The 22,700-nt window shown below is 40.0% G+C and carries 11 protein-coding genes; 5 read left to right on the top strand and 6 right to left on the bottom strand.

Going from position 1 to position 22,700, the window contains the following annotated elements:
* The first annotated feature begins 679 nt into the window (after positions 1–679).
* The 5 genes from ACQ334_RS00165 (at position 680) to ACQ334_RS00145 (ending at position 15,511) form a co-directional block, all read left to right on the top strand.
* A complete protein-coding gene (locus tag ACQ334_RS00165; RefSeq protein WP_430986120.1) occupies positions 680–2,011 on the top strand; it encodes a hypothetical protein in 1,332 nt (443 codons plus the stop codon).
* Positions 2,012–2,028: 17 nt separating this feature from the next.
* Positions 2,029–4,194, top strand: coding sequence for a hypothetical protein (locus ACQ334_RS00160; protein WP_430986119.1), 2,166 nt, complete (start codon positions 2,029–2,031; stop codon positions 4,192–4,194).
* Between the two features lie 5 nt (positions 4,195–4,199).
* Positions 4,200–10,151, top strand: coding sequence for a hypothetical protein (locus ACQ334_RS00155; protein ID WP_430986118.1), 5,952 nt, complete (start codon positions 4,200–4,202; stop codon positions 10,149–10,151).
* Positions 10,152–10,160: 9 nt separating this feature from the next.
* Entirely contained in the window at positions 10,161–14,549 is a 4,389-nt protein-coding gene (locus tag ACQ334_RS00150; RefSeq protein WP_430986117.1) for a hypothetical protein, read from the top strand.
* 665 nt (positions 14,550–15,214) lie between these two features.
* Positions 15,215–15,511: a helix-turn-helix domain-containing protein gene (locus ACQ334_RS00145; protein ID WP_430986116.1), complete on the top strand. Its 297-nt coding sequence runs from the start codon at positions 15,215–15,217 to the stop codon at positions 15,509–15,511.
* 422 nt (positions 15,512–15,933) lie between these two features.
* On the opposite strand, the gene ACQ334_RS00140 is transcribed toward ACQ334_RS00145, so the two are convergent.
* From ACQ334_RS00140 to ACQ334_RS00115, 6 genes are all read right to left on the bottom strand, one after another.
* Entirely contained in the window at positions 15,934–17,004 is a 1,071-nt protein-coding gene (locus tag ACQ334_RS00140; protein ID WP_430986115.1) for an ABC transporter substrate-binding protein, read from the bottom strand.
* Positions 17,005–17,018: 14 nt separating this feature from the next.
* Entirely contained in the window at positions 17,019–17,603 is a 585-nt protein-coding gene (locus tag ACQ334_RS00135) for an ABC transporter permease (protein WP_430986114.1), read from the bottom strand.
* 185 nt (positions 17,604–17,788) lie between these two features.
* On the bottom strand, positions 17,789–18,646 hold the full coding sequence (locus ACQ334_RS00130) for an ABC transporter permease (RefSeq protein WP_430986113.1): 858 nt from the start codon (positions 18,644–18,646) through the stop codon (positions 17,789–17,791).
* On the bottom strand, positions 18,633–19,706 hold the full coding sequence (locus ACQ334_RS00125) for an ABC transporter ATP-binding protein (protein WP_430986112.1): 1,074 nt from the start codon (positions 19,704–19,706) through the stop codon (positions 18,633–18,635). Before ACQ334_RS00125 ends, ACQ334_RS00130 begins: the two co-directional genes overlap by 14 nt.
* Complete coding sequence (locus ACQ334_RS00120; protein ID WP_430986111.1) at positions 19,690–20,472, bottom strand: hypothetical protein; 783 nt, start codon at positions 20,470–20,472, stop codon at positions 19,690–19,692. Before ACQ334_RS00120 ends, ACQ334_RS00125 begins: the two co-directional genes overlap by 17 nt.
* Positions 20,462–22,138, bottom strand: a complete 1,677-nt coding sequence (locus ACQ334_RS00115) for an alanine racemase (protein ID WP_430986110.1) — start codon at positions 22,136–22,138, stop codon at positions 20,462–20,464. The genes ACQ334_RS00120 and ACQ334_RS00115 overlap by 11 nt, the downstream gene beginning before the upstream one ends.
* Positions 22,139–22,700 lie beyond the last annotated feature (562 nt).

Here is a 22,700-nt window from a genome sequence, read left to right as displayed (position 1 = left end):
CTTTATTTAGTTTATTGATATAACCTTCTCGCATTGAATATATCCATCTTATTAGAGAAATTTTTATTGAAATATTAGGTAAGGACCTAGAATGAAATATGAGAGTGTCGTCAGTCCATAAATGGAAACGATCTGGGGAATCATTAATAAGTATGTTTCTTGAATTTGGAATTAATTGTTTGCAAAAAATAGATAAGCAAAGTCTAATATTAGAGTATGCCACAGGTTGCCTATTATGTGAGTAACAATGTTGATTTTGGGACTATTAATATACGGAATTATTTTTCGCAATGAGAGCCTTACTGCAAAGCTATTTGGTATAACAAAATTTTGAAACAATCTAAATGATGTTCTTGTTCCGTGTTTGAGAGTGGTGGGTTTGGCGTATCTACTATCCCAATAAATTTCTAAATTTTTAAGTGCGGGCAGCTGCTTTAGTACACCCTACGACTCTTAATGCGATTAAAACAGTTGAGCAATTTGTTGCCTCGTTCATTTTCGTAAGAATTTTCTTTAACAGTATTTCGACTATAGTATCTTTTCTTAACATGGCCTAGATCATGTACACAAAAAAATAAAAGTTTAATATTATTTTTTTTTATAAATTTAACTAATTGTGATTTTTTCTATTGTATAACTAGAAGGCGAAAATTTTCCTTCAGTTCACTTTTTTACCTAAATGGCAACTTTACATTTTTTTTCTTCCGAAAAAGATTTACCTGGGCAAATTGCTGGTAATAGCTATGGCCCCATGTCACCGACACAATTCCGTGTTACATCCGTTTTTAATGGCGTAGCCATTTCCGCGGAACCCATGGCTTTTGCGGTAACGTCTGGGCATATTTTCCTCGTAAAACAAGCCGGCACCAGTAAGATCAACCTGGTTTTAAAACCCGACTCGTTACCAAAGGGATTGCCACCAGTACGATACTTCATTTACAGGGGTTTGAAGAGAGATGATTTCTATAAAAAAAGCAAAGATGAAATAAAAGAAGCTGCACCCAATGATAGTGAACTGATAAGTCATATCCTGAAAGCTAAGGAAGGTAAGAATGCAGCCGTGTTTAATTATGGGCAGTTGCCGGATACGATGCTTATTGACAATTTATTTTTCGATAAGAACAATACCTTCCATCATGTATGGGCTGGAACTAGTCTTGGCCGGTTTGACAGTCTTGTTCCCGGTGGGGCATCCACAGATTATGGCTTCGAGATAATTCTTGACGAACCCGGCTATAATGCCAGCATCGGTATTGCAAAGAAAGATGTCAATATAATCGATATCCCGGCGACTACAACGGGAGAAGAAGATGTAGCCCTGTCATCCGTTCTGGCGTATATTGATCCTGCCGCGTATTATGGAAGTTTTTGTGCAGCTTTAGAAGTGGTTATTGATAAAAAAAATATGACATCGGATCTAATCTATCCTGTGTTAAAAAAATTTACAACAAAGAATACGGTATATGTTGACCTAAGAAATGAGGAAGGAAACCCGCTTGATTGGTTTGCAAGCGCGGATCCCACGATTAAAATCACAGCGAACGCAGCCTCTGCTTCTTCTACGCTTCCTATTAATTACAGGAATCAATTTTCTTTTCCACTCCATATATTGCTGGCAGGCTTCGACAGCCCGCATGTGAAGAACAGCCAATCTTTTTTTATCATAAATCTTTCCATTGCACCGGAAAATAACCCCACGCCAATGATCGCCTTGCAATGCGGCTATTGGTCCGATCTTTTTCCGGTTATCCGGCAGGATATTCTTTTTTCTGCCTGTACTGTCGTAAACGGATGGACCACGGATCTGCAGTTTGCCGTATCAGCCGTGGACGATCAGGGTGTAAAAGTACCGGTGGCATCTTATCTGCGTGTACAGGTTTTGCGATATCAGACTAAAAAAGCGCTGGAAGATCCCGAATACATCGGTAATCCCAACGATACTGTCCTGATCGGTTTCGGGACTCTTTTCTCACCCAACCAGATTCATCTACCGGAACAATCAGAATTATAAATTTAGAACTTGACAATATGAGCGAAAGAACCAGGCCTTATACCAGCTATGCAGAGTTTCACCAGGTGGGGTTTGCCGTGGATCTTGGTGCCATCAACGATGAATGCGGCCAAGTTTTATTTGCTTATAAGTCGCAGGTGAAACTCATTCCTAAAATGCCAACTGATAACAAGGGTATCGATCAGCGGGAAGGCAAGACCGCTATCCTTGAAGTGGTGAGACCCGAACCCAAAAAAACATCCTGTTTTTATAATCACCTGGCTGATATATCGGACTATAATTTCAAATGGATGATAACGGAAAAGAGTGGGAAGTCAATACTTCTGAGGGGACTCAATAAGGTACCGATGAAAACGATCTTTATCCGCAAGATCGAATTGGCAAATCAGAAACGGGTTCTTGAATTGAGAATAAAGGATCCAATAGATCAAATCGGGCTGAGTCCCTCCCCAATCGATCTTTTCTTTTCGGTTGCTTATTCCACAGCAGAGAAAATAAAGATCAATGATCTTATCCGCGATCCGGCTAATTTTATTCCAGGCAGTAAGACATTCTTAATCTATGATGAAACAATACCCGGTATCCGCAAAGTAACGGCAAAAGAACGCGACTATTTTGAGGTCACCCTTTTATTGAAAGGCAGCAGGAAGGTGCAGGGTAAAATTCTCAGCAATACTGTTAAAACAGGAATCATTGCGAGGAGTATTGATGGCAGAAATTTTTTTACAGACGCCTATGCGGAAGCTGCATTTCTAAAGATTGAGGATAAGATAACCTGGAACAACCATATCATCCCCGGCGCTGTTTCTGGTGATCAACCTTTTGGCCCCGATCTTAACATTATCCGAAAGGGCCTTGAAGATATTATCAGCTTGGCAGAAACTCTTACACCTGGCAGCCCAGATACGGCTAAAGACCTGCTTAATCAGGAGATCAGGGATGCATTCTATAGTAATAATATCGATGATTTGACCTTCCAGATGGCATTCAGATTTCCTTTCTACATGAAGAATATTGCAGCACAACCTTATACCAACGATAACAATCCCTATTACACCAAATTTGATGAATGCTATAAAATCGCCAATTCAATCAGAACCGCGTCGATTAAAAATATCTCTGAATTAAATTATGCTGGTAAATGGAAGAAAGACTATGCAGGAGGCGATTTCAAGGACTCCGACAAAGATTATTACCGATTAATGGGTCTTCAGCAACATGAGTTGTTTGGATCAGTTACTCCCGCTTACATGGTTAAGAATTTTGAATACGAAAACGCAAGAAAAAAATACAATCCGCGGCCACATCTCCCGGTGAAGGGGGGCAAAGTGGACAAAGGCAGTCCTAGAGATCTTGAAGAATTGTTACAGAGTAACATAATAACAACAATACAGAAAACAGCCCTGGAAAACGGTGCCAAGTACGTTGAAATAAAAGGGAAAGGAGGATTTGTTGTTAAAGAAGTCGACAAAAAAGAATTCTATCTCTACGATTTTTCCTGGCCGCGAAATTCAGGAAACGAGTCCGGTATAACATTCGGGTTGGGGTATGACATAGGAAAACGCCTAGAAGAAAAAACGCCTAAAAAAAATTTGCTCGCATATATTTCACCAGATCCAGAAACTACAAAAATTCTCAATGAGTTTGATGTGATACTTGTAAAAGCAATAGGAAAAATACAGGAAGATGCAATGCGTCATTTCTACCCCTTTTTCGACATGTTTTGGAAGCATATCCTGATGGATTACCAGAAAATGGTACCGGCAACTGTGAAACTGATGAAGAATGAATACTTAGAAAAGTCCTTGAATGCGATCGCTATTCGTTATACAACGGAAAAAAATCTACCCCTGTTATTGACCATCTACCAGCCATTCTTTAAACCTTTTTATAACGATAATGGAGATCAGTTCCTCAATGAAATTGAAAAAGTAGTTTTCCTGCGAGCCTCTTATAATAAGGGTGCCGGTAGTCTCAACCCTTACCATACAAAAAACCCTAGCCTCGGAGAATCCACGAGAAGATTCATCCACGCTTTCAACACGCACGACTACCGTTACCTGGTATATGCTGTACGGAAATCGAAATTTGCCAATATCCCAGAAGTATTGAATCTAATGAACACACTTGATGTTTTCAGATATACCAATTCTACCCGCGCCAAAATCGCGGATATAAAATAAGTATTATGGAAAGATATTTACCGAGTCTATCTACACTTGTCACACTGGACGATCTCCCGGACAGCCTTGGATTTATTAAAGATGCTGGAACGTCCGTTCTTAGCAATACTTATTACGACAATTTCCGGATGAATTCTTCACGTGACGGTGATAAAAAAGATATCCGGCTAACACTGCTTCTCGACAGGCAGATCGGCTTCGAGTTACCCGGTACAAACTTGCTGCTGTTGCTGAATCCGAATGATGCGCTAACCGGGCAACCGCGCAATAACAGACTTGACTTGCGCATAAACTGGCAACTGGGCATATTAAGATATACTAACTCTTTCACACCCACGCAGTTTTCCTTTTCGGCTGAAGCTTTTGCCGATCTCATTACAAACACTATCCAGATCGACGACACTTCGTTTTTAAAAGCCATCGCACTTCAACTCGGCAGGTCTGAAAAAGGGAATATACCTTTTAAAGAAATTACGATTGAAAAATATATTGCGATTTTTAATGACTACTACGCACTAACGGGCACACCTGCCGAACTAAAAGCCATTAACATCCAGTCATTCGATGATTTCGGGGTCGAACTGGCAAAAGCAGCAATTACTATCGCCGATGTGATCGCGGACTTCGGTATCGAATCAGACTTTCCGGGGGGCAACGATACTATAAAAGACATACTGGAACGGATCGACCCAGAAAAAGAAGAAACACAACTATCTGTGAAAGATCTCATCGCCAGTTTTAACGAGCACTTCCAGCTATCCGGTACGTCATTGGAAATACCCTATGTTGCCAATCCTGAAACGACAATGGATGAAATAATGCTGGCGTTGGTCAATGCAGGTATATTCCTCGACAGGGTATTGTTAGACTTTGTTGTTACTCCCAATGCCGACTTTGCCGAAGCAGAGGAGGCATTGGCTTCCTTCTTAGCAGATGCTACCGGTACTTCACAACCCCAGTCTTTTTTAGAACTGTTCAAACCGCAACTAGACGTAGAGGCTTCTCTTGACGAGGTCATACTGGCGATCGAGTTTCCGCGTGAATACTTGGTTCCCCTGGATACAAATAACGAACCTTTCGAAGATCCCGCTATACGCTCCCGCCTTGAATTCAGTGTCGGCAGTATGGGCTTTTCTTCAGAGGGAGGCTTTGTTTTTGACAGTGAGAAGAGTCTGAGTTTCTCCAAATCACAGATCGGGAATACGGGGCTGACACTGGCATTTACAGAAATGAAACTGGACCTCAGTTCAACCAGTAATATCGCTGAAGCCATAGCAGATAACCGGCCTGCAGATTTCATGGGTGTATTCGTAAGTGAAGGCGTGATCGGGTTTCCTGCATTCTGGAACCAGGACGAAGACCCCACTTCGAAAAGAGCACAGATCAAGGCGGAAAATGTATTGATCGGAACAGGAGGAATTTCCGGCCTGCTCTCTCTTGCCAAAGAAGCCGGGCAGGAAGGTCCCCTTTTCAAACTGGGTGAGCCGGGCAATAATGAACATTTCGCATTGACATTGGATCGCTTTGAATTGCAATTGAAACAAAACACCATTATTTCCAGCAAGATCGAAGGAACACTTATCGTCCCTGGATTCAGGGACGGAGATACAGGCAACGCCGCTACCCTGGATGTAACAGCAAGTTTCGACAACCATGGTAATTTCTTACTTTCTGCCGATGCCACTTCGAACCCGCTTAAATTCAGCATTCCTGATGCACTCGATATTGCCATACATTCATTGAGTATCGGCCGAGAGGATAAGCGCTGGTACCTCGATGTCAGCGGCACCATACAGATAACAGCGACTGTGCCGGGAGAAGAAATAATCGATTTTATCAAGCAACCGATCGAAGTGAAACGGTTGCGAATATGGCAGGATGGGAAGATCGAATTCGCTGGCGGAGGTATTACCCTGCCCACCAACCTGCATATGTCGATCGGGCCTGTATCATTGGCAGTATCGCATATATCGTTCGGATCACATGGAGGTATATTCAATGGAACGAACAGGCAATATTACTGTCTTGGATTCAACGGCGAATTAAATACGGGTTCAGCCGGCGTGTCTGTCCGGGGAGACGGTGTGGAATTTCACTTCACGGCCGACATTCACAAATTTCATTGTTACCTGCGTATCGTCGGTATCGGTGTAGACATCAGTATCCCCGGGAATGCTACTGCCGAGGAAGCCGATATAATTATAAAAGGCTACCTCTCGCTTCGCGCCGGGCCGGATATCAATGGTGTAGAATCTTCGCAGCCACCCGAATATTATGGTTCGGTAACACTCGATATCCGCTCGTTATCGATTGCAGCGAAAGCGTCGATGAAACTCAGTCCGAAGATACCTTCTTTCATCGTCGATATTGAATTGGACATCCCGACGCCGATCCCGTTGGGTTCCACCGGGCTGGGCATCTATGGGTTCAGGGGATTGTTGGGAAGTCATTATATCCCCTCCAAGACCTATATCGGAATGAAAGAGGAAGATAGCTGGTATGAATTCCTGAAAAAGAAAGTACCAAAATCAAAAAAGGACGGGATAGTAATTGAAAAGTTCGATCCGCAAAAAGAAGGTGTTTCACTCGGGGCCGGGGCCAGCATTGCAACAATGGGTGACAACGGCTGGGCGTTCAGCAGTAAAGTATTTGTTCTGCTGAGCCTGCCGGGATTATTGCTGGTGGAGGGCAAAGCGAATATCCTGCATGAACGGCTGGGTGTGGACAATGAAGAAGATCCTCCATTCTACGGTTTCCTGCTTATTGATAAAGAATCGATACAGGCGGCCCTTGGCATCAATTACCTTGTGCCCGATAACGGCAGCCACCGCGGTGATATCCTGGATATGAAGGGCGACCTGCAGGCAGGCTTTTTTTTCAATGATTCCTCCGCATGGTATATCAATCTCGGGAAAGATCAGCCGGAAGAAAAACGTATCCAGGCCAGGATGCTGCGGATATTCGATGCGTACGCATTCATGATGATCAACCATACCGGCGTCAGGGCCGGTGGAGGTGCCAAACTCTCCATTCAAAAAAACCTTGGACCTGTCCGGTTCGGTTTTGTCGCTTTTATTGATGCAAGAGGGTCTATCAGTTTCAAACCTGTACAGATTGGTGGTGCCGTTTTAATGGCCGGCAACGTAAGTATATCGGTTGGAAGATTCGGTTATGCAGCACAGGCAGCTGTCGGGGTATCCGCTGAAGCGCCTTCGCCATTTGTACTGGCAGGCTACATGGAATTCAAGCTCCGGCTCGCCTGGTTCTTAAAGATCCGCATCAGAGTGGAACTGGTATGGGCGTTTAACACGGAGTTCCGACCAGTAGAAATTCCTTTATTAGAAGGCAATACAGGCAAAACGCCATTCAAAGCTATCAGTATGTTGTCGCAGGAAGCTTTTATGGTAAATACCATTGAACCACCCGAGGGTAAAACTTTTCTACAGTGGAATCCAGATCCAACCAACGATAGCCGATGGAATGATTTCCGGATCCCGATGGATAGTTTTTTTGATATCGAATTCAGCCGGCCGGTAAAACCATTTACAACCCGGTACGGTGGCGGTTTAAACCCCTTGCCTTCTTTCAGGGAAAATGTGGCCCCGGTAAGAGCCCGGTATCCCCAGTTATCTCATGACCTCCTCGTAGAAAATATTTCCCTTTATATTTGGAACCGATCATCTAAACGGTGGGAGACCTATGATGTATGGGAGGCACTCAAAGTATCATTTGAAAAAAGCGGTCTTACACCTTCGAATATATCGGCCTTTCCGTATGGACACTGGCAATATAATAATCAACCAGGCAAATACACTTCCTTAAGGATACTTTCACAAAGCCCATTCTCAGTTACGAACAGTATCATTCCGGAGAAATCAGGTCTTTTGTCCCATCATATACTTTGCCCGGCTGTACCGGCCGTACGCACTTGCCAAACCTGGATCGGGACCGACCCGCTGACCATCTACCCTGCCGAACAACCGGTCCGCGATCGCGGAATAATACTGTTCCTACGGGGTGAAGATGGCGTTGTCGATTCAATTCCTAATGTTTTCCTGGTAAATCAGTCGCTGAAAATAAATGTGGGTCATGCTTCGGAACTCTTTTTTCCCGAGCCCATCGTCAGCGTTGAACTTCTTCTGACATCACTTCGCCCGGTAAGGATAAGTTATTACGAAAAGATATTTATCGAACCCAAAACCATCAGTGGAATAATCAATTTCTCTTACCGGCTTATTGAAACAAAAGAATACAGCACTATAGAATTACAAAATCCCATCGTATTTGAAAGCAGTGAAATAGCTTTTGATAAAATCGGGATTCAAAGCCCCTCCTGCAATGCGGATATATCTTCCGGAATCAGTATCCCGGATTATATTCATCTATTAACCCAACCGGGAAGTGCTATGTTGAAGCACCCCAATCCCACTGAAGCCGAAAAAAAGACATTGGAAAAATGGCTGGCTTTTTTGTCTTCACCTTTTTCGACCAGGGCACTGGAAGATAGACGGTGTTTTATCTTCCTGCATAAAGTATGCTGGCTGACCCGTGCACAGGCTGCCCATAATATTATAGTGGAAGAAAATAACCAGGAGACGATCGATGCGGACCTGAACGCCCTGGCTATGGCCATCAATGAAACCCTGCCACCTTTATGGCGTCCCAACAGCTATTTCGCCATTGAAGTCACAACCAACGATTCCCTCCCGGGCCAGGGAATTGACTTCAGGAATTCCTCCACTGCCGTTTTCCGTACGGCCGGTTCGCTAGGTTTCTTTCACCAGGAGCATACACAATACAAGCAACTCCTGTCGGAAGGTAAAGAAGATCAATATAAACTGGCCAATCTCAAACACTATATAGATTACGGAAGATCGTTCCCCAATGCTGATGGAAAACTGCTGAATGCAAAACCGCTTTATTATAAAAAGCCAGAATTGGGACTGTTTTTTACAATTCCCTATGTCTATGAGTTCTTTACTACCTGGGGGGAATACAGGGGAAATGACCCTGAAGAATACAAGCTGTTGTCGTTGATAAAAGATCCGCTGGACAAACAAAACGGGAATATCATTGCACCGCAACAGTTGGGCTGGATCATTCACAAAGGAAAAGATTCGATAGAAACGGGAACGCCTGATATAACAATCATCAGTAACATACTCCACCAGGGCAACACGCCCTGTCGTGAGAATATAGCATTGCTCAGGCCCCCTACCCTGAGTGCCATACTGGAGCGCCAGGATGATATTGCCCCTCAAAAATTATATACGGCTGTTTTCAACGCTGTGCATGGGAAAAATGCTGGTGAAAAACAATCGACGGTCCATTCATATCCCTTCGAAACATCACGATACGGCGATTTTACCGAACATGTGAATTCTTATATCAGCCGCCAACGATCGGGCGATCAGGAAACCATTATCAAGGCCATTTACACGATCAACATTGAAGTGGCTGCACCGGAATCGGTAACGATGTTGGTTGAAAAAATGCAGGCTCTGCTACAGGATAAGCTTCCCGCCGCCGATCCACTTTTCAATAGTCACGCTTCTGTCCTCGATCGTATCGTATCGGGTGTACTTGGTTTGAAACAACTGGAGGCGCTGACAAATACAGAATTCGCGATCATACGTTTTACCATAACCGGCCAGCAAAAGTCGCGGATCATAGGTGTATTGGCAAGGAGCCCGGAACCTTTCAATGATCCCAAATTACCAGCATCGGAACTTCAGCGAACGCTCCGGGTCAGTGAGCCGGCCAATCCATCGGAACTATTCCGGTACGTATTTGGAAATGACAGTGCATCTGTTTTTATATCGAATGATAATATGGATCTGCCTGAAAGAACGATCAACCTTCTTTTCCGGCATATCCTGTTTAATGGTAAAGTATACCAGGTCGGTCAATCTGTCAATGTCCCCTTAACCCTTGAACAACAAAAGGTGATACCTTAAATCATTTTTATGACTACTATTCCTGTTACGAATACGGTGAGATTACAATCCCCCTTCCTGTATTGCCAGGCGGCTGGTTCCAGGGGAGATGACGGATCCGAGCGCGGTATACATGTGCGATGGGATTACCTGCGTGAATTAGGAACCCAGCATATCCCAAAAGGAAAGCTGTTCAAGCCGGTAGGCATGGAAGAAGGAAGTTTTAACCGCGAGAACGATTTTGTATCGCTTTATCGAACCAGTTATCAGTCCAAATGGTTTACAAAAATTGATCTTAACGCTCCCGTATTACCGGGCCAGTTTTTCCATGCTGGCGATACGGTCACTTATGAAGCCGAAATTACCCATACGAATAAAACAAATAATGTCGAATTCAGGTTTGCCGATCCGGTCCAGCTTGGCCAGCTTATACCAGGATTGTCTTCCACACATCCCCTTAAAGATCTCTTAACCAAATACACCGGCCTGCTAGAAATAAGTATACCACGTAAACTATTTTTTAAGGCTGCCATCATATATGAGAATGCTATTCCTGATAACGAATTTCTGCATGTGGAATGTATTTCACTTAAAAACACGATGGAAAACTCGTCCAGGGAAGTGATAAGGCGATCGTATTATGATTCGGCTCATCCATTCGAAGGTGGTAGCCAGGTACAAATAACAGGTGAGAATATTCAATCATTACGGCTTGTCCATTCGCGTGAGTTCGGTGGGCCATCCTTCCTGTTCATACAGACCTATAAGGATTATTTCGATGGTGTGCAACAAACCGAAAGATGGGAACACGTGGAAGATTTTGGTCTTAGCCTCGATGACAATGAGGTTTTCACGAGGTTGCAGGGATTTCCATATACAGGCGGTCTTTTGCAATTAAGCTGGCCGAAATATAACGATGTGGCACAAGTGAACCCGGCTAATTATGCGACAAAGTGGCTTTTAGAGAAAGAGGGATTGAAAGCGGCCGTTGAAAAATACCTTGAATTAAGTTCGAAAGATAATCCTAGCGCCCTCGTTCATCTGAAATCGTCTCCCGATGATATGCCCGGGATAACAGTTAGCATGCTTGACATGCTGAAGCTTGCCGCTTCCGATTTCCATGTGGCCAGGATGCTGGGATTAGGATACCTGGACAAAAATACGTCAGGTGACAACGGGTTTATCTATGCTGCATTTTATCAAACCCTGGCTCCCCTTCCCATGTCTGGTGCTTTGAACGATCACATTTTTATGTCATTGCCAACAACCGAATTTGAGTCCCGGCTGCCCAGCACTCCTTTACTGGAAAGAATTTCTTACGGTCATTACGCTGAAACGAATGAAGATGGTAATGATCCCGTCTTATTATCCGATCCGATGGGTTACTCGTTCTTCGAAAATACCAGGTACATCAATCTTCACAAAAAGAATCAGCAGCTTCCGCAACCTGTCAGGGATTCAATTCCCCTTAATGATGCATTCGACAGTACCATTTACAGTCCCGTATGCACAGCAGGTATAGAATACCGCCGGCAAAATGAAACCCTTTTTCATAGTCCTGAAATTTTGAATGACCCCACTTTTACTGATCCGCTGGGCGTGAATGAAGTCATTACGATCCCCGATCATGAACGGTCATTTTTCTATACACATGGTGAGATCGAACAAGGCATACACGAATATGGCGTGTATGCGATCAATTGGTTCAGTCGTGCGTCGCCAATCAGTAATATTCTCGCTACGGATATTACCTTATTTAAAAAAAGAAATACGCTTTTTCCTCCTTCCAACCTTGCGGTGCAATACATTCAAAAAGAAGATCCGCTCATTTTCACCACCTCTGTTGAACAGCAGGATCTGGCAGCTGCAGAACAGGCCGATCCAGACGGTGATCATTGCAAGACCCGTGTGGTCTTTGATTGGGATAATTTTCAAAACAACGCTTACCAGTTTGCGGATAAAGTCGAATTTTTCTTTCGAAAAACACCGCTTGCTAAAATCGAAGGATTGGTTAAAGAAGTGCTGCCTGTCACTGGAAAGGAAGACGAATCGCTCGTGATAATGGACCCATTTACGATCAGCAGTGTATCTAAGCCGGTAACAATAACACCGGTGATCGCTGCAGCAGACATTCCAAAATACACCGGCAGTATATTCAATACCGGAGTCGGGCAATTCCCGATCGTTAGCATCAATCCGCCTGCTATAACCGTCAGGAATACACAGATGCGTGTACCCGTATCTGTAAGTCCTTCCGAACCGGTAGTATTATTCCCTGATCATCAGAAACCGCGTGTTGGTGACAAATTTTCCATTATCGAAAAAAATGATGCTTCCGATCCGGCCTGGACGAGACTAAGCCAAACCGTAACCTTGATCCCATTCAGCAAAACGAAAGAAATAGTGATAGAACCGGATGGGAGCCAGCACGAAGAATTTATCGGAGGTATCTACGGCCAGGCGGATATCCGGGAAATATACGCCGACGGAAACCCCACTGGAGGATATAAGATACTATTTCAACCCGGAACCGATCTCAACCCTCATCCCGATCCTGCGGTCAATTGGACAAAGGGTTCAGTACGGCTTTTCCTCCAGGTTGATAATACCCGGAAAAAACGTCTTGCCGTCATCTCTATCACGTCCACTTCCCCACTCGGTTTGGTGGCTTTTGATCCCGGGTATTTTACTGATCAGGATAACAGGGTTGACACAGGAAATCAATTGGTGAATTTCCACCCGGGTTATCGTGTCTATCTTTCTCCCGAACCCGGTGTATTTGACAGCCATGCCATCATGCCGCCACAGCATAAGAGCTTTAATCATAATTACCTTGCTGCACGAAGTATCGACTCCACCATTCCATTGAACTCGCCGCTTACTTCGCCGGCCGTATTGCTGGCAAGAAATCTCGCACTGCCATTGCCGCCGGTACAGGTATCCTCTCCGGCCTACGCCACCCGACCGGACGTTTTTAAGAAATCAACATATACACTGGATATAAAACTGGACGACCGCGATGGCAGGATACCTTTTGCCATGCTGGTATACAGGGCAACCGATTCATCCATTCTTTCAGCAATCTATGCACCCGGCACCTTGCAACTGGTAATGCAGGAATTAAAAGTAAGGATATCGACCGACCCCGAGTTTGCATCAAGATGGATAAGTCTTTTAAACGCGGAAACAGATGCAGCAAATAATAGTTTCCTGTTATTTGGAAATTACAGGTTTCCCAATCCGGACAATCCCAATACAAACGTATTTATTCCTGATCCTTTAAAACCGATTGAAGAATGTATAACCAATCCATTTCCGTTAAAGGCCGGTGAAAAACTGGTTGACAAGATACATTTTGTGACCAGGGCCATCGAAGACGCATTCTCACCACTTACACAGGTTCCGGTCATTTTTCAATTTTTGAAATATACCGGGCAGACCTCAGCGGCATTGCCGCGATTGCGTGACCTTGCCGGGCATTTGCTCAATGCCAACGATCAGGGATTCGATCCATTTCCCATGGCGGTAAATTTATCTGTACCGGACAAGTTTACCGATGTCCGGTATACGGATTATTCATTTGAAGGAAATAACCGGAATATTTTCTTCTATTTTGTAAAAGAAATTGGCGTCAATTCAAACCTGTCTGCACGCTCTGCCGTAGTGCTGGTAAAACCAGTCGACACCACTCCGCCGGAAAGTCCAAAGATTGGTCATGTTGAGATCGTCGAAGAACAGGCAAATGGAAATGGCAATACCACAAACTCTTCCCAGTCGGTTTCTATTTCTGTTATCCCGTTTATTGAAACTGAGCGGGTAAAAAAAATCCGCTTATACCGCGCTTACGATCCGGTTGCTGCCGTAAAAATTCAAAACATGAAACAGGTTGCCGAAACCGATACAAACGTTTTGACAGATGATTTTAGCGATAGCCCGATACCACCATTCGGTCAGCCATTGTATTACAGGGTAGTCGCTTTGCGTGAAATAGAAAACGAAAATGGGAATTCCGAATACGTTCCTTCCTTACCCAGCCAGCTTATTGTAGCCAGTATCATTGATCAGAACAATCCCCCCGCACCAGTTATTACGAAGGAAAAAGGAACGGTTATTATGGGGCCGGATAATAGACCGATCCGTATCGCTGATTTGGTTTTGAAATGGGAGAAAACTGTACACAACGGAAGTTACCATCTCTATAGCATGACCAGTACCGGAAATTGGCGAAAGCTGGTTACCAGGAAAACAAATGCCGATGATATCCGGTTCCCGGAAAAGGAAGATCTCGGAAAGTTCGAAGAATTCGCCAGCCTCAAAAAGCTTGATGAAAACGGGAATATAGTGTATCACCATTTTAAAATAATAACAGAAAATTCGAGTGGTTTGCTTAGTATTGAGGAGAGAATATTTACCATTTGATGTCTCAAATAAATTTTGAAAACAGTTATTAACTGTCATCTGTAGTACGGCTGGCTTTATCACAATAACAGCCCGTTATTCAAAATACTACAAAGTCGCTTGTTCAAACTAACTGAAGCTACAAGAATAACTATACTGATTACGAATATGGGGCAACAACAATTCTAATATAGCTTGCATATTGTGTTCTTTCCCTTTTTTGTCAAAAAAAACTAAAAACTTCGTCTATCATTTCATTAATGCCGAACATGAATTCTTAAGATGATTGAAAGATTGCTCTGATAAATAAGCAGATTATTTACTTTATTTTTTTTGATTAACTCAATAGATGGCTCATTCATTCGCAGGGTAGAACAAATATAAAATCCGATATGAATTTTACGATACTCTATTTTTGATTGTATAATGCCATTGTCCGTAAAGGGATTTTATTGATTACTTTTTTCAAAACTATTATAATAAAATCTATAAAAAAGCAACATTTTTAGAGGAAAAATCGAAATGTTTCACCATTTTTTTTGTAATATAATTATGTGATTTTGATGAAGAGACGAAGAAAGGACAGGATTCTTCTTAACTACGTGCCAAATAAATTATCAATATTTAATTTGAAAAATCATAGATTTTTTTTACTTTAAAACCAAAAAGGTTAAACTTATATTGTTATGCAAAATTCCGAAATTTTTCAAAGTACTTCAGCCCAAGAGTTCTTTAGAGAACTTCGTCATGAACTTTATAATATGCAACGACCACCTGATCAGGTAATATTGGATGAGGTTGATTTTTGCAACTTCTTAAAAATCTCAAAAAGACACGCCTGCGATCTCAGAGTAGAAGGGCAGATTACCTATTCGAAAATTGGTGGAAAACTTTATTATAAACTTTCTGATATATTGAATTTCATTGAAAGACATCAGGTAAAAAGTGTTGCTCAGAGTATTCGCTTATTTAAGAATACGTAAGAATTGAAGACATAAAGTAATTAACAGCAGTCGAACGGGCGCATTAAATTATAAGAGCGAGTTTTTTGCGTATCGAAGTTTCCCGGTAACATGAAATCATTACAACACATATGGCCCACAGGGCATTTATTTCAATAAGCCAGCAGCTTCATTTAGGAAAGCAAATGGTCAGGAAAATATCTGGACATAGGGATAAAAGAAGTTTTAGGAGGTATGTTAATTTAAATTAAATCTTATCGCTGTGGAAAATGCATGGACTTCTCTGGCAAAAAACTAAGGTTATATAAAATTAACAATGTTTTTTCGGCATTTTTAGTTCAATTCTTCCTAAATTATACCCTACGCATAGATATTCCAATCGACACAAGTTAGATTACAGACCTAGTGCCCCATTGATTAGGAAACTATTATCTTAATATAAATTAGTTTGATTTAATGGTTGTCCATACCTTATCATAAAACTTGGTTGAATTGCCAACATCCTGAATGTATTGACTTTTGTCAATAATTGTATTGTCAATAAAAATAGCTTTGTCGTTTACAATTTTCGAATCAATAAAAGCCTTCGCCGAATCATTAGGATTTGCATACAAAGAATTATTTGTGATTGTGCCATGAACTTTTGGTGTCAATATGTAATTCATAAAATATTCTGCTGTGTATTTGTGTGGAGCACCTTTGGGTATACACATACTTTCAACTGCTAATGCAGAACCTTCATCCGGAATGAAATAAATAATGTTTGGGTTTTCTCTCATCACTTGGTAAACATCGCCAGTGTAACCTTCTGCAATCCATACATCACCTGATTTAAGCATATCTCTATAAGTGTCACTTGAATATGCTCTAACCAATCTCTTTTGCTTAATCATCAACTCTTTTGCCGCATTCAATTCCGTTTCATTAGTTGTGTTTATTGAGTAACCTAAATATTTTAAAGCTGGAACCATTCCGTAGCGAATATCATCCAACATTGAAATATGTCCTTTATATTTTTCATCAAACAACATGCTCCAACTTCTCTTAAAGCCTTTAACTTTTGAAGTGTCAACTGCAATTCCCACAGCTGAATATTCAAAAGCGACTGAATATTCATTTTGAAGGTCAAAAGGAAGTCCTTTGAATTTCGGGCTGATATTTTTGAAATTGGGAATGTTTGAAAAGTCAATCTTTTCAAGCATATTCTGTTTTTTCATTATATCTATCATGTAATCACTTGGAAAAATTAAATCATAACCTTTAGCCCCTGCTTGTAGTTTAGCAAGCAATTCTTCGTTGCTTGCATAGAGATCATAGGTAACTTTTAAACTGTTTGCCTTTTCGAAATCAGGAACAGTATTCGGTGCCAAAATACCATCCCAATTATAAATATTCAATTTGTCTGAAAGTTTTTTCTCTTCTGTGCCTTGTTGATTATTAGAACAAGATTGAAATAAAATTGTAGTTGATAATACAACTAAAATTAGTGAAAATACCGGCGTATTATTTTTCATTTTTCTGATTTTATTTAAGTTGCAATTTTACTTTTTTGTAATTTCAGTGCAATTATTATTAATATCAAAGATACAATCAAAGTAATTGTTGATATAGCATTTATCTGGGGATTTACCCCCATCTTAATCATCGAATAAACTCTAACAGGCAGCGTAGTTGTTCCAACACCCGAGGTAAAGAATGAAACAATAAAATCGTCCCAAGAAAGCGTAAAGGCAATTAGTATTGCAGCAATTATCCCTGGCATTATTGCAGGAACTATTGCATACCGAAAAGCCAGGAAGGGTTTTGCACCTAAATCAATTGCAGCGTTTTCAAGATTCACATCAATATAGTGGAACCTTGTTGAAACGATTAGAGTCGTATATGCAATGTTAAATGTGATATGAGCAAATAAAACAGAGTAATAACCAAGTGTAAAATTTATCATTACATAGAAAAGTAATAGGCCAATGCCAATTACAATGTCAGGGGTAATGATTGGCAAATTTAAAAGTGATTGAAATGCTTTCTTTCCTCTGAAATTAAATTTATATAAAGCATACGCTGTGAATGTGCCAATGACTGTTGACACGATTGCAGAAGTGAATGCAATCATGAAACTAAGTTTAAATGAATTTAGTAAATCTTCGTTTTGAAATAGTCGGAAATACCAATTCAAAGTAAAGCCACTCCACGATGAATTTATTTTGTCTTTATTGAAAGAGAAAATAACCAATACAAGAATAGGCAAATACAGAAATGCAAATACAAACAATGAGTATGTGGATAAAAGCCTCTTCTTCATGTTGATTGAATTTTGAAAACTTTGTCCCTAAGAATGATTGATAAAAGTATTAGCATCATAATGACAAAAACTAAAGCTGACCCAAAAGGCCAATTTCTTGCCGTTAGAAATTGATCTTTGACAATATTTCCAAGCATTGGTGATTTAGCTCCGCCCAATAAATCAGGTGTTACAAATTCACCTAATGTTGGTATGAAAACTAAAAATAATCCAGTCAAAATTCCCGGCTTTGATAATGGCAATGTAACATTCCAAAATGTTTTTAATCCCGATGCCCCTAAGTCGTTTGATGCTAAATATAAATTCTTATCAATCTTCTCTATTGAAGCATATAGAGGCAAAACCATAAACGGCAAATAATTGTAAAGCAATCCAAGTTGAACTGCGAAAGGAGTAAAAAGCAGTTGCAATGGTTCGTGTATCAAGTGCATTTTCATTAAGGTGGAATTGATTAGACCTTCATTTCCTAAAAGCATCATCCAAGAAAATGTCCGAATCAGGAAGTTTGTCCAAAATGGAAGTAATGCAAGAATGAGTAAAGTATTCTTGAATTTGTTGCTACCCCGCGTTGAGATATAGTAAGCCAATGGATAACCTGCCAAAAGGCAAATCGTAGCATTTAACAAAGCAACAAAAAATGTTCTCGTGACGGGTTTGTAATACAAATCATCAAAAATCAATAAAAAGTTTTTTACAGTAAAATTATACTCAATCCCACCATAAATACCTCGTTCGAAAAAACTAAAAACCAACACAAGTATTACAGGTGCAACAAAGAAAACTGCTATCCATACTACCGAAGGTAGAAGGAATAAATTCCTTAATCTGCTGTATGTAATTTTATGCTTCAACATTTTTTATTGCTGTTTTTTTCCAACCTATGTAAACTTCAGTGTCAGTTAAAATATTTCCTATAAACCCTACATTGAAATCTGTTGACTTCATTACCATTCCATCTTCGCATTGCACTATGTATACTGTTGTAGTTCCCTTGAATAATATTTGAATTACCTTCCCTTTTTTCACTTCTGCATATTCACTTATATTAAGCGGCTGTGAATTAATTTCAATATCCTCTGGTCTTACAATTTCAATTTCTTTTCTTTTCAGTCCATCAGGATTGAACGAAAGAAATTCTTTCTCATCATTGAATTGTTCAGTTGATTCTATGTTGCAATCAGTGAAAAGGACACGATAGTTAATAATGTTTACTTCACCCATAAATTCCGCAATGAACCTTGTCAAAGGTGAATAATAAATATCTCTTGGCGTGCTTATCTGCTCAATCTTTCCCTTATTCATTATCGCAATCCTATCACCCATTGAAAGAGCTTCTTCTTGGTTGTGGGTTACATAAATGAAAGTTGTATTCAATTTAGCTTTGAGTTCTTTAAGTGTTTGTTGCATACTCAATCTTAACTTTTCATCCAATGCTGATAAAGGTTCATCCAACAATAAAATCTTGGGTTGATTTACAATTGCTCTTGCTAAAGCAACCCTTTGTTGTTGTCCGCCACTTAACTGGTCAGGCTTGCGGCCTGCTAACTCTGAAATTTGAAAGAGTGAAAGAGTTTCTTCAACTTTCCTTTTTATTTGAATCTTCGGTGTGTTATTCATTTTCAAACCAAAGGCAACATTATTAAACACTGATAAATGAGGAAATAAAGAATAATTTTGAAATACCATGTTGAACGGTCTTTCATAAGGCGGGATTTCATTGTATGAAACTCCATCAAATTCTATGTCGCCGGAATCTTGTTTTAACAGTCCCGCAATGATTTTAAGCAAAGTTGATTTTCCGCAACCGCTTGAACCAAGAATAAAAAAAAACTCTCCTTGTTTGATTGACAAATCAATCAAATCGCAAGCTGTAATTGAGCCGAATGATTTTCCAATTTTATTTAGTTTCAGCATTTTCAATTTTGGGTTGAAGTGAGTTTTTTATTCGCTGAAATATGTAGTAGCCACCCAATAATTCAGTTATTAGCATAAAGAATTTTATTATTACAAAAGTAAATGCTACTGTGTAATCTGATTGGCTACCATTTCTTAAAACCAGTAAAGCCAAAAGGCAACATGCTATTTCTATACCATTTGCTAAAACCCAAATAGAAACTTCATTCTTTTCACTCGGTTGTATGTCTGAATCTAAATATCTAAACCCTATAACAGCAAAAACATCAAAGACTAATAGTAGTACGTCTAATTTAAAAAACCATTTATAAATCCCCACTAAATTACTATCTAAATATTTATATACATTTCTTGAGTCTACAGACTCGATGCCTACTTCAGGAATTATTATGAAAGATATAGCAAAGAAAATAAGCAGCTGGAAAACTCCGACATTTACAATTAGCAATTTCAAAATGTTTTTTACAGAAGTGACGAACAAATTGCTTTTTGTTGACATCCAATCACTTTCTTTGGGAATAAATTTCTCCCCTGTCATTTCTGCAAATCTCCTAAGTCCAAATAAGTAACGAAAATAGTTGATGAAGAAATATAATTGAATAGTAACAAACATTACAATATTGATGTTCCAAGTAATTCCTTCTGGACCTGAGACAAAAGTCCAGTATTTGAAGGCATGAGTCAGAAAATAGGTTATTCCCAACCCAAATAGTGTTGAGTAAATGGATTTATATTTTTCCGAAGAGTTGTTGCTGTCAGTTATCATCTTTTTTTATTTTAAAAGGTTCAACTTTATATCCAAAGCGAAAAGTATCGTTATAGAATGTTTTGCGCAAATTTTGCGGGATATCATTGAGTTTAACTTGCAATTCCCTTAAATAGTCGTAGGGCATAAATTTGTGTGCTGGACAATCAGTGCTGATTGTATTTTGTTCAACACCTCCATTTTGGTCAAAGTATAAAGGCCAAACTTTACAATCGGTTGGCTTTATATCTTGTATCGAACAAGTAACTCCGTCCTTAGATAAAAAAGGGCAGCCTTCCCCCTTTTTTTTGTTAATTATGAAATAGCCTTCTTCCTCCTTGAATACATCAGTTCTGCCTGTTCTTTCAACTATTTTTTTGTATTCATCAGGCAATACATTCACAGCTCCGATATAGCAACAATTTTTTGGGCAAACTTTACAGAATGGGAAAATATCAAATTCTTTTTTTGCTTTATCTAAGAATAATTGTTTGGGAAGTTGTTGCATGTGATAGTCTGCTAATTCAGAAGCACAATAAGCTCCAGCAGGAAAAATTGCAATTATATCACCAATATCAGTTTTAGGAAGTTCCTTTATTTCATTGAAAACATCGCCTGATTCACCCAAATATCCAACTACGCAATAGTCGTCAAATTCTTTTTCATTGAACTTTGAAACATTGCTTATTTCTGGCTCAATGCCATAAAGAAATTTGTGATTAAAAGTATTGAAACCACAATCTAACCCAACGTAATTTCTGCCCCCCTTTTCTTCAACCATGTTGGCAGTAGCCAATAAAACTGAAGAATCAGCAACTATATATCTCCCAGGTTCAATGTTCACCGACTCAAAAGTTAAGTTTGATTTCTTTACTAAATTCCAAATGCCTTTGCAGTATTCATCCAAAGGAAATTCTCTCAAGGTCTCTGAACTTCTAACTCCTAAACCACCACCCAAATTGAATTGCTTTATTTCAATACCGTGTTGCTTCAGCTCCTTCACAACATCTAGTGCAATCTCAACTGCTTTGAAAAAAGTTGGAAGCTTATCTGCAGACCAATTTGAACCGATGTGTTGATGTAAGCCAACTGGATTCAAACCGTACCCTTTTGCAGTTTTATATGCATTAATAATTTTGTCTTTATGGATGCCCAATTTACCTGCTCCAACTTTTTCTCCGGACATTTCAAGTCGTTCATTGAATCCCAATGTAATTCCGGGATTTAAGCGGATGGAAATATCAAGCGGTGCAAATTCTTTGAAATGCTCTAATTGTGAAAAGGAATCAATGTTTATCAATGCCCCTGATTCTGCAATAGTCTTTGTATTATGCAATCCAAAACCAATTCCTGTAAACAGAATTTTCTTCGAGTCAAAGCCCAGCTTTAACAATCGTTCTAATTCTAAAGGAGAAGATACTTCAATGTTTGCATCCAATGTTTTCAATTCATTCAAAATTTCTTCCGCACCGTTTGCTTTCATTGCAAAGTAAATTTTGGAACCAACCCCATCAATAGCATAAGACTGAAACGTCGTCTTTACTCTGGTGTAATTATCCTTTATCCTTTTTAAATTGCACACATAGATTGGTGTGTTAAACTCCTTTGCAATAGTCTCAAGGTCTCTTCCTGCAAATTGCAATTTGCCATTTTCAATTTCTATATGGCCTTCAGTTTTAAACCACATAACTTTAAAATATTAAGTTTTATTTGCGAAAAAGCTATTTTCAAAATTCCCCAGAAAGAATCTACTCGACAAATAGCTATTTTTTTAGGCCTACAATTGAAATATTTATTGTAAATCAATTCTCATACAATATAAACATCATTTGTTAATTGACACGTATATGTATCAGATTTTTTTTATTAAAAAAAATAATATACTTATACTACATATTTCATGAACATATATTGTAAATAGAAGCCAAGGTTTATAACTTCCCAATCTGAGTTTTAGGATAGCTTTGACCTGCTGCCGTTGGGCAATCGGAGCAGGATAATAATTGCAGGATGCTAACAACTGAATGACTGATTCCACGTAGGTGAAACGACCAAACGACTGAAATGCAGGAGGTGTCCTTCAAGCAGTACGGTATCATTCCAGTTTCTTTATCGAATAATATAAAACTGAATAGTGATAACCCTGACTGGGAGATTAATATGGCGAGGTAATTCAATCTGTCAGCTGTCGTGAAAAAATTTAACTAACAGATAAAATGGATCAGCATGACAATCTAATACTACCAACT

Source organism: Ferruginibacter sp. SUN106 (assembly GCF_050611765.1).
In the GTDB taxonomy this organism is placed as follows: domain Bacteria; phylum Bacteroidota; class Bacteroidia; order Chitinophagales; family Chitinophagaceae; genus Ferruginibacter.
This window is presented reverse-complemented; position numbering and strand designations above follow the sequence as displayed.